Source organism: Mycobacterium sp. MAC_080597_8934 (assembly GCF_000523975.1).
Classification (GTDB): domain Bacteria; phylum Actinomycetota; class Actinomycetes; order Mycobacteriales; family Mycobacteriaceae; genus Mycobacterium; species Mycobacterium avium.
The window spans coordinates 241,428-255,085 of record NZ_JAOS01000050.1 but is presented as its reverse complement, the minus strand read 5'-3'; the positions used below and the strand labels follow the sequence as shown (position 1 = coordinate 255,085).

Annotated in this window: 12 protein-coding genes and 2 pseudogenes; 6 read left to right on the top strand and 8 right to left on the bottom strand. The window is 67.6% G+C overall.

Features of this window, described 5'->3' with window-relative positions:
- Positions 1–101: 101 nt before the first annotated feature.
- The 3 genes and pseudogenes from NF20_RS22265 to NF20_RS22255 all read right to left on the bottom strand — a co-directional run.
- Positions 102–2,044 (bottom strand): annotated as a pseudogene (locus NF20_RS22265) (tyrosine-type recombinase/integrase).
- Positions 2,041–3,090 (bottom strand): tyrosine-type recombinase/integrase, encoded by a 1,050-nt coding sequence (locus tag NF20_RS22260; protein ID WP_007172498.1) that lies wholly within the window; start codon positions 3,088–3,090, stop codon positions 2,041–2,043. The pseudogene NF20_RS22265 and the gene NF20_RS22260 overlap by 4 nt, the downstream one beginning before the upstream one ends.
- A gap of 116 nt (positions 3,091–3,206) precedes the next feature.
- A pseudogene (locus NF20_RS22255) lies at positions 3,207–4,220 on the bottom strand (IS256 family transposase); the annotation flags it as partial.
- Between the two features lie 202 nt (positions 4,221–4,422).
- On the opposite strand from NF20_RS22255, the gene NF20_RS26865 reads away from it, so the two are divergent.
- Positions 4,423–4,659, top strand: a complete 237-nt coding sequence (locus NF20_RS26865; RefSeq protein ID WP_225520586.1) for a hypothetical protein — start codon at positions 4,423–4,425, stop codon at positions 4,657–4,659.
- A 185-nt stretch (positions 4,660–4,844) separates the two neighbouring features.
- Positions 4,845–5,162: a hypothetical protein gene (locus NF20_RS28540; RefSeq protein WP_225520587.1), complete on the top strand. Its 318-nt coding sequence runs from the start codon at positions 4,845–4,847 to the stop codon at positions 5,160–5,162.
- Between the two features lie 230 nt (positions 5,163–5,392).
- Here NF20_RS28540 and NF20_RS22245 read toward each other — a convergent pair whose 3' ends face one another.
- The 5 genes from NF20_RS22245 to NF20_RS22225 all read right to left on the bottom strand — a co-directional run bounded on the left by NF20_RS22245 (position 5,393) and on the right by NF20_RS22225 (position 9,898).
- On the bottom strand, positions 5,393–6,637 hold the full coding sequence (locus tag NF20_RS22245; protein WP_033711905.1) for an HNH endonuclease signature motif containing protein: 1,245 nt from the start codon (positions 6,635–6,637) through the stop codon (positions 5,393–5,395).
- 54 nt (positions 6,638–6,691) lie between these two features.
- Positions 6,692–7,021 carry a GNAT family N-acetyltransferase gene (locus NF20_RS22240; protein WP_011723301.1) on the bottom strand — a complete coding sequence of 110 codons (330 nt, stop codon included), beginning with the start codon at positions 7,019–7,021 and terminating at the stop codon, positions 6,692–6,694.
- Positions 7,008–8,000: a pirin family protein gene (locus NF20_RS22235; protein WP_033711903.1), complete on the bottom strand. Its 993-nt coding sequence runs from the start codon at positions 7,998–8,000 to the stop codon at positions 7,008–7,010. Before NF20_RS22235 ends, NF20_RS22240 begins: the two co-directional genes overlap by 14 nt.
- A 5-nt stretch (positions 8,001–8,005) precedes the next feature.
- Positions 8,006–9,388: an acyl-CoA dehydrogenase family protein gene (locus NF20_RS22230; RefSeq protein WP_033711900.1), complete on the bottom strand. Its 1,383-nt coding sequence runs from the start codon at positions 9,386–9,388 to the stop codon at positions 8,006–8,008.
- A 93-nt stretch (positions 9,389–9,481) separates the two neighbouring features.
- The gene (locus tag NF20_RS22225) at positions 9,482–9,898 is read right to left on the bottom strand and encodes a WhiB family transcriptional regulator (RefSeq protein WP_009974199.1); all 417 of its coding nucleotides are present in this window, start codon (positions 9,896–9,898) and stop codon (positions 9,482–9,484) included.
- A gap of 142 nt (positions 9,899–10,040) precedes the next feature.
- On the opposite strand from NF20_RS22225, the gene NF20_RS22220 reads away from it, so the two are divergent.
- The 4 genes from NF20_RS22220 (at position 10,041) to NF20_RS22205 (ending at position 13,631) form a co-directional block, all read left to right on the top strand.
- Positions 10,041–10,829: a helix-turn-helix domain-containing protein gene (locus NF20_RS22220; RefSeq protein ID WP_033711899.1), complete on the top strand. Its 789-nt coding sequence runs from the start codon at positions 10,041–10,043 to the stop codon at positions 10,827–10,829.
- Positions 10,826–11,653, top strand: a complete 828-nt coding sequence (locus NF20_RS22215) for a C40 family peptidase (RefSeq protein ID WP_033711893.1) — start codon at positions 10,826–10,828, stop codon at positions 11,651–11,653. The genes NF20_RS22220 and NF20_RS22215 overlap by 4 nt, the downstream gene beginning before the upstream one ends.
- Before the next feature lie 48 nt (positions 11,654–11,701).
- Positions 11,702–12,064: a DUF4226 domain-containing protein gene (locus tag NF20_RS22210; RefSeq protein WP_023868805.1), complete on the top strand. Its 363-nt coding sequence runs from the start codon at positions 11,702–11,704 to the stop codon at positions 12,062–12,064.
- A 115-nt stretch (positions 12,065–12,179) separates the two neighbouring features.
- The gene (locus tag NF20_RS22205; protein WP_033711891.1) at positions 12,180–13,631 is read left to right on the top strand and encodes a DUF4226 domain-containing protein; all 1,452 of its coding nucleotides are present in this window, start codon (positions 12,180–12,182) and stop codon (positions 13,629–13,631) included.
- Positions 13,632–13,658: the final 27 nt, after the last annotated feature.

Genomic DNA, 13,658 nt, shown 5'->3' with positions numbered 1-13,658 from the left:
GTTGGGGAACACGCCGACGACGTCGGTGCGGCGTTTGATTTCCTTGTTCAATCGCTCCATTATCCGGCCTCGGGGGCGGGTCAACCCGTCGGGTGGGATGTTCATCGATCGAGGCGCTGGAGGTGGTCGGTAAGGGCGTGGCGACGCGGTCGTGGCGGGCGGCTTCGTCGGTCCAGCCGCGGCACTCGGCGTCGGTTCTGAGGGCCTGGACGTCGGCGAGTTGGTCGGTGAGCGTGTCGCGGAATTCGGGGGCGGTGACGTAGTTGTCGCAGGTTTCGCAGATGTTGGCATAAGGGCACGCGCCCGCGGATTCGTGGCGAGCGCAGTATCCGTGTGCAACGCGGGTTTTCAGCATTTCACTGTGCAGCCAGCCGACCTTGTCGGGCAGGATCGGTTTGCCGACCGGGGTGAGGGTGAACTGGCGGCGCATCTTGCCCATCGCTTCGTCGTAGGCCGCGCGCAGGGTGGGCGAGGCCAGGGTGGCGTAGCGGATCGTCATTTGTGGAGTGACGTGCCCGAGTAAGGACATCAAGGCCTGCAGACTCATCCCGGCGTTGGCGAGTTCGGTGGCCCAGGTGTGGCGCAACTGATGTGGAGTGACCATCAGGACGCCGCCGTCGGGACGGTGCAACCCGGCGGATTCAGCGGCGGTGAGCAGCCCGTTGCGCAGCCGGGTGTAGCCCAGGCGGCGTCCGTGCCGGGTGAACAGAAAGTCGGTGAGCACGCCGGTGCGTGGGTGCGGCAGCGGCCGGTGCGTGCCGCGGAGGGCGACCCACTCGTCGAGCGCGGCGAGGGTCGCGGCGGAGAGCGGGACCATGCGTTCGGTGGCGAGCTTGCCCAGTGGCACCTTCAGCCAGGTTCCGGCCGGTCCGTAGTCGATGATGCTGCCCAGTTCGAGGTCGAGCAGTTCCCCCGCCCGCAGGCCGGCACCACGCAGCACGGTCAGGCCGATGCGGGCGAACGGATCCTGCAGGTGGGCAACGGCGTTCATCACTGCCGCGTCCACATCGGGTGCTAGCGCGCGTGGCAACGGCTGGTCGAGTTTGGGGACGTCGGCGGCGAATACCAACCGCCGTGGTGGGGCCTGCGCCCAGCCCCAGGCGGTGATGTCGTCGAGCAGGTTGCGCAGACTGAGCACTGCCGACTGGGCCACCGCGGCCGAGACGGTGCGCCCGGCGCCCGCGGCGGCGCGCTGACCACGCCAGCCCCGGGTGCGATTCCATTTCAGGTAGCCCTCGATGCAGCTCCGGTCGAGTTCACGCAGGCTGATGACGTCGGGATGGTGAGCGGTGAGGTATTCGGCGAAGGGCAGCAGGTCGTTGATCAGCGACTCGACCGATTTGGGCCGCAGCACCGCCGCGCGCACGCCGATGTAGCGCAGCAACGTCTGACGGATCGGGTCGGGCATCTCCACCTCGGTGAAGCGCTGCTCGAGGCTACGGGCCCACCGCCGGCGTTTCGGCGCGGTGTCGATGACCGCGGTCTCGAACAACAGCTGCCGCAGGCTGGCCAGCCGCCCCCTGTATGCCCGCCGCGACGATGGCGGCACCACGGTACGTGACAGCGCGGCGTCGAAGTCGTCGAGCGCGTCGCCGGTCAGGTCGGCGACCATTCCGCCGTGGTGTGCCAGCACTACCGCCAGACATTCGCCGAGGACCGTCTCGACCCAGGAACTCCTCCAGCCCAACCGAATTCCCGCATTCCGCAACGCGGCGAATCCGCTCGGATCCCGGTCCTCCACTGCGCGGCCCAGCCCGGTCAACTGTTTGACCGCGGCCAGCTCGACGTCCAGCCGTAACCGGCCGGTGCCGATCGTGTGACAGATCAGCGGCCACGCCCCGGTGTCCCGTATCTCGGCGATCCGCTCGGCTGCCGGCAGCGTCATCCAGGCGTGCAGGTCGCGGTGGCGTGCGGTGAAGTCGCGAGCGATCCGAATCCGGTCGCGTACCGCCCGCCCGCTCAAACCCAGGGTGGCGACGTGGTCGAGATAATCCGCCACCACCTCGTCGGCGCCTACGGGTTGGCCGACCAACACCGTGGTCACTGCCGGGCTCCGGCCAACGTCGCACGAGCAGCACCGTATTCGGCGGCGAGCTGCTCGATCGACAAATGCACGTAGCGGGCCGTGGTCTCCGGCGAGACATGCCCCATCAACGCCCGCAACGCCAGCAGATCGATTCCGGCCGCCGACAATTCGGTGCCGTAGGTATGCCGTAAACGGTGCGGGCGGACTCTTGTGGCGCCAGAGGTCTCCCGGTGCCGACGGAACAGGCTGCGCAGCCCGGCCTCGCTGACCGGTGCACCGGTCGTCGGGCCGCGCAGCACTACGAAGCACTGCGGCGTCGCCAACCCCGGCGGCCGCTCCCATCGCAGGTAGGCGGCGAGCTCGGTGAAGAACGCCGCATCGACCGGGACATGACGTTCCTTGCCGCCCTTGCCGATCACCCGAAGCCGGCGCCGGCCCATATCGACGTCGGCGAGCAGCAGGCCACGCGCCTCGGCCGAACGCAGCCCTCCGAGTAGCATCACCAGCACCATCGCCCGGTCCCGGTGCGTTGCCAGTGTCGCCAGGAACGCGTCGACATCGTTGGTGGACAACGATTCCGGAAGACGCTGCGGCTGACGCACCAACCTACCGCCACTGCGTGCACGCCCGGGACCCAGATGACCGAGCAACCCCCGCTGCGACTGGCGCAGCCCCTGTCCCCGCCGCGGCGACGGCACCGGATTGTCGGTGCAGACACCGGTCATCACCAGATACTCGAATAACGCGCGCACTGCCGCGACCCGGCGGTTCACCGTCGAAGCTGCCGGCGGGGTCGACGAGCGGTGACCGCCGGTGGGCTGGTCCGTTCGGCGGACGCCTTGCCAGTCGATCCAGTCGAACACCAACGGCGCATCGACCGCGGCGAGCCCGACCGCTTGCTGGACGAGGAACCGGCTCAAATTGGCGACGTCGAATGCGTAGGCCCGCACCGTGGCCGCGCTGAACCCCCGTCCCGCCAAATGGTTGAGAAACGCGTTCACCGCGTCCTGCCCGTCCCAGTCGCCCTCCAGGACATATCCGCTGTCGCTCTTGAGTACCCGCATCGCCGCTCCGCCTTCCCCCACCGAGATGCAGACAGCATCCATCCGTGCTCAGCGCTTGTGCGTGAACCTCACGCTGCAGCCCGAACCGTGTCCCCGGAGAGCCGGTTAACGGATAGGGGATTGTTGGACCAGATTTGGCGCCAGATCTGCTTGGGGAACGCGGTGAACGCCAGCAGGTCCGCACGGGCGTTCTCCAGGTGGTCGGCGACCTTGGGTAGCTTGTCGGCAAGCGCATCGACGATCCGATCATATTGAGCGGCAACCGAATCAGCGTCAGGCTGGTCGTAAACCGAGTGCAGCAAGGTGCGCACCCACGGCCACGACGACTTCGGGGTCACGGCCATCAGGTTTGTCGCGTAGTGCGTTCGGCAGCGCTGCCAGGACGCCCCGGGCAGCGTCGCCCCGATGGCGGCCAGCAGCCCGGGGTGAGCGTCGGAGGTGACCAGCCGGACGCCGGACAGACCGCGGGCGGTCAGCGACCGCAAGAACGTCAACCAGCCGGCGCCGTCTTCGGCGGTGGTGACGTCGACGCCCAAGATTTCGCGGTAGCCCTCGGCGTTAACACCGACCGCGATCAACGCGTGCACGTTGACCACCCGGCCTGCTTCGCGGACCTTGAGGACCAGGGCGTCGGCGGCCACGAACGTGTACGGGCCAGCATCCAGCGGGCGGGTGCGAAACGCGTCCACGGCGGTGTCGAGTTCCTTGGCCATCACCGAGACCTGCGACTTCGACAACGACGTGATGCCCAACGTCTCGACGAGCTTGTCCATCCGCCGTGTCGACACCCCGAGCAGATAGCAGGTGGCCACCACCGTGGTCAGCGCCCGCTCGGCGCGCTTGCGGCGTTCCAGCAGCCAGTCCGGAAAATACGAGCCGTGCCGCAGCTTGGGGATCGCAAGATCCAATGAACCTGCGCGAGTGTCGAATTGGCGATGGCGATAACCATTGCGCTGGTTAGTGCGTTCGGCGCTGCGTTGGCCATATTCCGCACCGCACTGCGCGTCGGCCTCTGCACCCATCAGCGTGTGGATGAACGTCGCCAGCAGTTCGCGCAGGACATCGGGGTGGGTGGCAGTGAGTCGTTCGCTCAACAGCTGTGGCCAGTCGATATCGTGGGCAGTGGTCATCGCGTTGATTCCTTTGCTCGAGTGACTTTGGACGGTCCCTCGAAGAATCACGCGATGACCTTCATTCGTTCGGCTACGACACGCCGGGCATCCTGATCAGGCCCGACTCGTACACCACTCTGCTGGACGCAACCATGAGATCGGGTGGCAGATCATTAATGATCGCGGGCTCATCTACTTTGCTGCGGCGCCGTCACAAGGTGTGTCCGACGATTCGTATGCACTTTCCCTTATTCGTCAATACCTGGAAGCCGGCGAGGATGTCGGTGCTGGCCCCGCGATCGACGAGGCGAGCTGGTTGAGCGCAAACTTGAGCCGGGTCGAGCGGCTATTTACCGATGAATCGAACGCTGCGCGCGTCTGCGACGAACTTGCCGATCTACGACGCTCCAATTCATTCAAAAAATGGGGATGGCCCAAACCGGAGGAAACCGACTAGCGGCAAATCCTAGACCAGGAGAGTCCGCGGCCGATAATGCAGAGCTTGCTACGGTGGCTTTTACGTACTTCGACTTCCTGTATTTAGACGCTCGATATCGCCTCGCCGATTCGACGACATCCGGAAGTCCGACGAGCAAAGCTTCATTGACTTTGACTGCCCGGTTGTCAGTTGGGAGCTGATTAATGACAGGGGCCAGTTCGGATGATGACACGAATGCGGTATCGCCGGACGAGACCATCGCATGGATCCGAAGCAACTTGAGCCGCATCGAGCAATTCTTCACCGCGGCCCACGCGGAGCATTCGTGTGAGCAACTCATTGATCTCGCAAAGGCCCTTGCAACAAAGTACTTCGGCCCATCCACAGGAGTGAAGCGGCTGCCGAACGGCGACCAGGGGCTGGCGGTGGAAAGAGGATTCATTATGCGGCTGTACCTAACCGCCGCGCACCAGGCTGCCAACGCAGCCACTGCGGAACTTCCGGCGTGGCCGGATCTCTGAAGTCCTCGAGTTCGGATGCTTCTCGAGCACACGTGGCGTTGCGCCGAGCAGATGGTCAGAGAAGGCATCGCATAACCGGTCGAAACTGGGCAGCCGAACACCCGCTCAACTGCAGTGTCGAACCATCCCCGGGGCCGTTCAAACGTTCCACGGCCTGGTCGGCTCGTTGGTCCGCGGGAGCAACAGATCGCGAAACACGTTGTCACACCGCGTAATTGAGCCCCACCCGGCTAGTTGGTTGTGGGTGGTGGTTGGGGTTGGAAGGGGTCGTACCACCACCAGTCGGCGCGTTGGCCGAGGGGTCCGGGGCAAGGTGGGACGGCGGGTGGGGGTCTGGTCGGTTTGCGGGCCAGTGATCCTGGTTTCAGGTGGCGCCCGGAGCTGTCGGTGACGAGGAGGGTGTCGGCGGGGCCGGTGATGGTGATCTCGCCGCGGTGGTGGGCGCGGTGGTGATAGGCGCAGACCAGGACCAGGTTGTCCAGTTCGGTGGGGCCGCCGTCTTCCCAGTGCCGCAGGTGGTGGGCGTGCAGGCCGCGGGTGGCGCCACAGCCGGGGATCGCGCAGCCGCGGTGGCGGTGTTCGAGGGCGCGGCGTAGCCGCCGGTTGATCACCCGGGTTGAGCGGCCCGCACCGATGGGTTGGCCGTCGCGTTCGACCCACACCTCGCAGGTGGCATCACAGGTCAGATAGCGGCGCTCGGCGTCGGACAGCAGCGGGCCCAAATGCAGGCCGGCGATGCGTTGGGCGGCGTCGAGGTGGACCACCACGGTGGTGTGGTGGCCGTGGGGGCGGCGGTGCGCCTCGGCGTCCCAGCCGGTTTCGATCAGGCGGATAAACGCCTCGAGCGTGCCCGGCAACGGCGGCACCGACTCGCCGGCCCGGTGGTTGTGGTCGCGTTTCCATTCGGCGATCAGCGCTTCGCGGTGCGCGGCCAGGGCGGCGTCGAATGTGGCCGCATCGAGGCGGTCGAGCGTGATCCGCCAGCAGCTGAGCTCCTCGTCGGAGGTCTTGGTGAGGCCGGGCTGCGGTGCCGGCGTGGCCTCGGGTTGGGGCCGTGGTTCCAGCTTGACCGCGGTGCGCAGCTGGTTGACCGTGGCCACCGCGGCCAGCTGCGCGTAATGCTCATCGGATCCCTCCCCGGCATGCTGCGCGATGACTCCGAGCTGGTCCAGCGACAACCGGCCCTCCCGCAGACCGGCCGCGCAGCGGGGAAACGAGTCCAGCCGCCGGGCCACGGTCGCGATCGTCTCGGCATTGGCCGAAGACGCGCCCGTCTTCCAGGCCACCAGCGCGCCAAGAGACCGCGCCCCGGTGCGACCCCACAGCTGCTCGCGCTCGATCTGCGCGACGATCTCCACGATGCGCCCATCAATCGCATTACGCTGCCCGGTCAACTCCGCCAACTCGTCAAACAGCACCGCCAACCGATCGTAAGGACGCACCTCCACCTCAGCTGCCAGCACGCTCGAGGACATGACAACATCATGACAACGGGCTCCGACAAGTCGCGTCGGCTCGATCTGCGCCAGCTACGAATGCACCCACTGGGTGATCTCGGGAGTGACGGGATCGGTGATGTCGTCGAATTCCGGATGCTTCTTGAGCACGGTGCCGATCATCGAGCACACCGGAACAATGCGCTTGCCCTCATTCCGGGCCTCGTTCAGCGCCTCCTCGACCAGAATGGTCGCCAGGCCGCGTCCGCCGTACGCCGGATCGATTTCGGTGTGGTAGAAGACGCGCTGGTCACCGCGGTCCTTGAAATCGGCCAGTCCCACGGGTTTACCTTCAACGGCGATGGTGTACTTGCCGTCCTGAAGGCTGACCGTGGTTTGTGCTCCGGTCTTATCGGTTGTCATTTGTGCTTCCCTTTCTTTCCGGCATCGGTCGGGGCCGCAGCCGAGCGGTCGGCAACGGCGGGGCGGGCAGCCGGCTCAGCGCACCACGGTATCCCCGCACCGCGCCGAACCGCTCGTCGCCGTCCTCCCACAATCGGCGGTAACCGACGATGTCCTCGTGGCTTCGCCCGACGAAGTTCCACCACATCACCAACTGCTCGGAAAACGGTGTGCCGCCGAGCAATAGCACCCGCCCGGGCGTATCCCCGGCGTTGCGCAGCTGCACCGCGGCGCGCCCCGGCCCCAGGTATGCCAATTCGGCGACGGACAGGGGCTTCTCGTCGACATGAACCGCGCCCGCATCGCAGAGCAGCCCGTGTTCAAAGTCGGGGTCGAGGTCGAGGACCAGCTGGGCGCCGGCGCCGAGATCGATCTGGGCGCCGACCAGCGGCGTGAAAGTCCTTACCGGAGAACGGCTTCCGCGCAGCTCGCCGAGAAACACCCGCGCCTGCGCGCCGGGTAGTGAGATCGGCGCGGGCGCATGATGCGCGAAGTCCCGCGCGGTGTCGCGATCGGAGTCGGGCAGCGCCACCCACAGCTGGACGCCGTGCAAAGCCTCCGAGCCCACCGACACTTCGGAATGGCAGATACCGGCGCCCGCGGTCATCAGGTTCAGCTCGCCGGGCCGAACGGCCGCGTGTACGCCGGCGCTGTCGCGGTGTTCCACTTCCCCACTGAACAACCAACTCACCGTCTGTAGTCCCGTGTGCGGGTGCGGCGGCGCGTCCATCCGGGTGTGGGCCGATCCGTAGTGATCGATGAAGCACCATGCCCCGATCAGCGAACGCTCGCGTTGCGGCAGCGTGCGTTGCACCCGCAGCGCCCTCGGCCCGCCCAGGGGGACTTCGCGCGGACGCAGGATCTGCACGGCCGGCGAGGCGTCGCGATCCTGCGAAGCGGCGCAGGCGACTTCTGCCGGCGCGGCTTCAAGGTTGCTCATCGTGCTTACCTACCCGGCGGCCGCAGCACCTTCATGGCCAGCCGCATGACGGGTTCGGGGATGCGATCCTGCATCGACAGGGCGGCTTCGGCGGCCCGGGATCGCAGCGGGGTGCCGCGCCCGAACACCCGGTTCAGCGCTCCCCCGGACGGCTCGAGCACCACGTGCAGCGGCGGCGTTCCGACGGCGGCCCCCAGCGCGTTGGAGACGACCATCCGCTGGATCTCGCTGGTGCCTTCAAAGATGGTGTACAGCTTGGCATCCCGATACCACTTCTCGACCGGATGATCGGTGATGTATCCCCACCCACCCAGGGTTTGGACGGCGCGCTCGGTCGCTTTGACCGCGACCTCGCTGGCGGCCATCTTCGACATCGACCCCTCTCCCCGCTCGAAGGGCACGTTGTTGGCCGCCATCCAGGACGCCCGCCAGGTGAGCAGTCGAGCCGCGTCGATCTGGGTGGCCAATTCCGCCAACGGGAAGGCGACGCCCTGGTTGTCGATGATGGGCGCCCCGAACGCCTCACGCTCGGTGGCATAGCTGGTCGCGTATTCCAGTGCCGCCCGGGCGATCCCGATGGCCTGTGCGGCCACCATCGGACGGGTTTGTTCGAAGGTGCCCAATGTTGCTGAGCCGGAACGCTTTCCACCCGCCACGACCTCTCGGGCTTTGGCCAGCTTGTGCTCGAGCTTCTCCTGTCCGCCCAGCAGATTGGCGGCCGGAACGCGCACACCCTCGAACAGCAATTCGGCGGTGTGGGAGGCGCGGCAGCCCAGCTTGTCGAGCTTGCGCACCATTTTGAGCCCCGGGGTGCCCCCGGGCACCACGAACAGCGCCTGACCGCGGTGGCCGAGCTCCTCGTCGACCACCGCGTTGACAACGTGCACATTGGCGATGCCGCCGTTGCCGATCCACATCTTGTGACCGTCGATGATCCAATCGTCGCCGTCGCGGCGGGCACGGGTGCGCAGGTTCCGCACGTCGCTGCCGCCTTCCGGCTCGGAGATGGCCAGGGCCGCCAGCTTGAGATCCCCTGGGGTGCCGAAACATTCGGGCGCCCATTCGAGCATCTGCTCCGGGGATGCGGCCTGGCCGATCGCCGACAGCGCCAGCGCCGGCATGACGATCGCCAAGCCGATCCCGGCGCAGCCCCAAAACAGCTCCTCCATGAACATCGGCAGCGAGATGCCGGTCGGATCACCGATCAGATCGCGATAAAACAGCGGGCTGTAGAAGCCGCGCCGGGCCGCCTCCTCCAGCACCGGCCACGGGAACTCCTGGCGCTGGTCGTACTCGAGGGCCACTGGGCGTATTACGGATTCGGCGAACTCGTGCGTGCGCCGGGCCAGGTCGTGTTGCGCTGCCGTCGGGGTCAGGTCGAACGTCATGGATGCGCCTCTAGGTCGACAGACTGGTCTTGCCGACCCGGACTACCCCGTTGACCCGGTCAGCAAACTGCGGCCCGGGACTGCGGCGAAATGTCAGGCGGCCGAACGGGGCCCGACCTTGGCCAGCGGCAGATGCAGCACGACTGCGGGTGCGGCGACGGTCTCGTGTTCGTGCCGCGCCAGCAGCGCCGCATTCTCCGGCAGTTGCCGGGAGTTGATCTCGCCGGATGCGATGCGCCGCAGCACCTCATGGGCGTGTGCCAGCTGCTCACGCTTGCGGTACTGGCCGCCCGGCAGCTTCACCCCGGCCCAGACGCCGTACTCCTCACGATGCGCGACGGCGTGCTGGGCGCAGCGCCGCTGTTGGGCCAGCGGGCACCGGCGCAGGCACTGGATGCGCGCCTCGGTGGCCGACCGCTCGTACGCGCGGGCCTTGGCCGCGCCGTCACCGCCGTCGTCGTCGGGGTAGCCGAACCAAAGTTCCGGGTTGGCTGCGCACGGGTGTCCCATGTCGGTCTCCTTGTCGAGCGTGAAACGTAGGCAAAAGCGTATATCACCAACGGCAGCAGCGCAAGAGAAACGTGACAAAAACGTATACACAGAGGTTCGGGACCTCAGCTGTGTAATATCCGGCCTATGGCCGGAGCGTGCGGTGAGCCGTGAATCGGCCGGCGCAGCGATCCGCGCGTTGAGAGAATCGCGGGATTGGTCGCTGGCCGACCTTGCCGCCGCGACCGGTGTCAGCATCATGGGCCTGAGCTACCTGGAGCGCGGCGCCCGTAAACCCCACAAAAGCACAGTTCAGAAGATCGAAAACGGGCTCGGGCTGCCGCCGGGCACGTATTCGCGGCTGTTGGTGGCCGCCGACCCGGAGGCCGAGCTGGCCCGCCTGATGGCCGCTCAGCCGGCGGCCGAGATGCCGGCGCGACGCACCGGACCGGTGGTGGTCGCTCGTCACAGTGACACCGAAGTGCTGGAGGGCTACGCCGAAGCACAGCTGGATGCCCTCAAATCGGTCATCGATCGATTGCCGGCGACAACATCAAACGAATATGAGACGTATATTCTGTCTGTGATCGCTCAGTGCGTGAAGGCGGAGCTGCTCGCCGCCAGCTCATGGCGGGTGGCGGTGAACGCCGGCGCCGACTCGACCGGGCGGCTGATGGAACACCTGCAGGCCCTGGAGGCGACGCGGGTGGCCCTGCTGAAGCGGATGCCCACCAGCCTCAGCGCGCGCTTCGACCGGGCCTGCGCCCAGTCGTCACTGCCGGAGACCATCATCGCTGCCCTGGTCGGGGTGGATGTCGACGAGATGTGGGACATCCGGAACCGGGGGGTCATCTCGCCGAGCGCCCTCCCCCGGGTGCGCGCCTTCACCGACGCGGTCGAGTCGGCGAGCCGGAATGAGGCGAGCCAGGGCGACGACGAGGAGGGGTCGTGAGCCACAGCGAACTCGAGGCGTTGAGCCGTGCTCATCAACTTTTCGCCGGCGGCACGCGGCCCGCATCCCTGGACACCGGAAGTGGGCACTACCGCGACCTGTTGGGGCGAGCGGCCCGGCTGAGCGACGGATTCGCGCACGGCGGCTACCGGCTCGCGGTGCAGCACAGCCGGCAACGCCTGGCGTCGACGTCGGACACGGACGCCGCGGTGACCGACCTGCTGGCCGGCGCGCACCGAGACCGGGCGCAGGCTCGCGAGCTGACCGGCGCCGTGCTCGATGCCGGCCGCGCCGATGCCGCCGCGAACCCGACGACGCCGTTGGCTCAGCGCGAGGCGATGCGGCGCCGGGTGCTGCGCCTGCGGACCCAACATGCCCACGTGGTGTCGGCGGCAGCGCGAGCCCGACACCACCGTGCCCGGCTGCTGGCCCTGCGGTACCGGCTGCGGCACGGTGTCGGGCTGGCCGGCCTGCGCGGGCCGGGCAGCGACCGCGCGGCGCTCGCGGTGCGGGCCGCGTTGTCACGGCTCGGCCGCCCATACGTGTGGGGGGCCACCGGTCCTGACCAGTTCGACTGCTCCGGCCTGGTGCAGTGGAGCTACGCGCAGGCCGGAATTCATTTGGACCGCACCACCTATCAACAGATCAACGAGGGCATCCCGGTGCCGCGGTCGCAGGTGCGGCCGGGTGATCTGGTGTTTCCCCACGCCGGCCACGTGCAGCTCGCGATCGGCAACAACCTCGTCGTCGAGGCGCCCTACTCGGGCGCGTCGGTGCGAATCAGCCGGCTGGGCAACAACGTTGCGATACGCCGACCGATATGACCTGCCAACATCGCCCGGCCCAGCGGGCACGACGAAAAGGGTGAGCCGATGCCGGAACAACCCGGATTCTCGTTAGAGGCCGTCGAGGCGCGGCGATCGGCGCTGGCCGATCAGCACGGCGCGGCGTCGGAAGCCGACCGTGTGCTCGCCGAGGTGCTCGCCAGTGCTCACGCGGCGGCGCAGGAGAGCGCCCGGCGGCTGGACGCCATCGCCGAGCAGATCGACCGCGCCGTGGCGCATCAAGCGGATCTGGCCGTCGATACGCCGCTGGGCGCGCGGGAGTTCCACAAGTTTCTGCTCGCCAAGCAGCACGAGATCGCATCGGTGGTCACCGAGGCTCAGGAACTCGGCCGGGCGAAAAGGGTTGTGTTGGAGAATCTTCGGGCGCAGTACAGCGCCGGCAACAGGTGAGCAAAATTAGTCCACACCGTGGGAGCGCAGTGAATTGTCGGCAGCAACACTCCTGAGTACTGTCGCCGGGCATGGAGGGGTCGCGTCAGGGGCTGCAGCGCTTCCGGGCGGGCTGATGTCGGCCTACGACGACCTGTTGGCCGCGGTCAAGGACGTCCGGGACCGCACCGGCGACCCGAACGCCTGGCAAACGGGATTGGCGCCGGCCGAAGTGTCGGCGGTGATCACCTCGAGCACCCGCCCCGAACAGCTGCAGGCCATCATGGCCAAGATCCGCCGGCAGCACGCGGAGGTGTTCGGGGCCGCACCGACGGGCGTCACACGCCCACCCGCCGATGCCGGGCCTGCTCCGGACCGGGAGTCGGGCGCGGCGGCCGATGCCATCGCCAGCGCGGAAGCCGCTCTGGCGCAGCAGAATTCAGTGAGCTCGCAGCTGGACATGCAAGTGGTGACGGCCATCCTCAACGCACACCTGAAGGCGGTTGACGGCAGAGAAGCGCTCACCAAGTTGCAGCAGGAAACCGAGGCGGCCGTCCGGACCAGGTCGGACCTGGACACCCCGGCGGGAGCGCGCGATTTCCAACGGTTCCTCATCGGCAAGCTGCGAGATATCCGGGCGGTGGTGCTGAACGCCAGCCTGGACGACACCTCGAAGTCGGCGCTGATGGCCGCGTGGACGTCGCTGTACGACGCGGCCAAGAGTGATCGACCCGGCGATCACGCGTCGTCTGCCGGCGCCGCTGCCGATGCTGCCGCGGCGGGCACGAGTGATCAGCCGGACGAGGACCTCGACGACGAGTGGGATCCGCTGCTGGATTCGCTGTTGGCCGACGACGACGGATCGCCGATCGATCCCGCGGCCGCCCTGGATCCATTGGGCGGCAACACCATTCCACCGGCACCACCGCCTGCGATGGCGCCCGCGTTGCCGAGTTTCGGCGGTGGCTCGCTTCCGGGGCTCGGCGCGACACCGGCATCGATGTCGGGCTGGGAGACGCCCGGCGGGCTTCCGCTTTCGGGGCTGCAGGCCGGCGACGCCAGCGATCCGGCGCTGCAGGACCTGGGAGACGAAGACCTACCGGAAGACCAAGGCCAGCAACACGATTCGCCCGCCGACGGTTCGGCAGAACAGGCCGACGACGAGAACGCGTCAGCCGACGAGCCGCCCGCCGGGCCGACATCGGTGACGCTGCCCGACGGCGAAACGGTGACCGCGGCCAGCCCACAGCTGGCGGCGGCGATCAAGGCCGCCGTCGGCGGAACCCCGATCGCGGAAGCCTTCCAACAACAGGGAATGACCCTCCCCGCACCCGGGACGGCGGTGGCCAACCCTGTCGACGTTGTGCGGGTGAGTCCCGGCGACATCGGCATGTTCACCGATCGCCACGCCCTGGCGCTCGGCCCCGGCAAAGCGCTTCTGGACGGGCAAATTCAACACATCGCCACCGTGAGCGGGCCGAGCTTCCTAGGCTGGGAGCACCCGCCGGCGGCGGCCGCGAGCGTGACCGCGCCGGCTAAGCCCGACCCACCGACACCGACCCGGCCGGCGAGCTCGTCGACCACCTGAGAAAAATGAACTCGCCGGCAGGACCGG

Bases quoted from the DNA above. Each gene is read 5' to 3' on its own strand.
- NF20_RS22240 (WP_011723301.1), bottom strand. From the start codon at position 7,021: ATGACAACCGATAAGACCGGAGCACAAACCACGGTCAGCCTTCAGGAC.
- NF20_RS22235 (WP_033711903.1), bottom strand. From the start codon at position 8,000: ATGAGCAACCTTGAAGCCGCGCCGGCAGAAGTCGCCTGCGCCGCTTCG.
- NF20_RS22210 (WP_023868805.1), top strand. From the start codon at position 11,702: ATGCCGGAACAACCCGGATTCTCGTTAGAGGCCGTCGAGGCGCGGCGA.
- NF20_RS22230 (WP_033711900.1), bottom strand. From the start codon at position 9,388: ATGACGTTCGACCTGACCCCGACGGCAGCGCAACACGACCTGGCCCGG.
- NF20_RS22225 (WP_009974199.1), bottom strand. From the start codon at position 9,898: ATGGGACACCCGTGCGCAGCCAACCCGGAACTTTGGTTCGGCTACCCC.
- NF20_RS22245 (WP_033711905.1), bottom strand. From the start codon at position 6,637: ATGTCCTCGAGCGTGCTGGCAGCTGAGGTGGAGGTGCGTCCTTACGAT.
- NF20_RS22205 (WP_033711891.1), top strand. From the start codon at position 12,180: ATGTCGGCCTACGACGACCTGTTGGCCGCGGTCAAGGACGTCCGGGAC.
- NF20_RS22260 (WP_007172498.1), bottom strand. From the start codon at position 3,090: ATGCGGGTACTCAAGAGCGACAGCGGATATGTCCTGGAGGGCGACTGG.
- NF20_RS28540 (WP_225520587.1), top strand. From the start codon at position 4,845: ATGACAGGGGCCAGTTCGGATGATGACACGAATGCGGTATCGCCGGAC.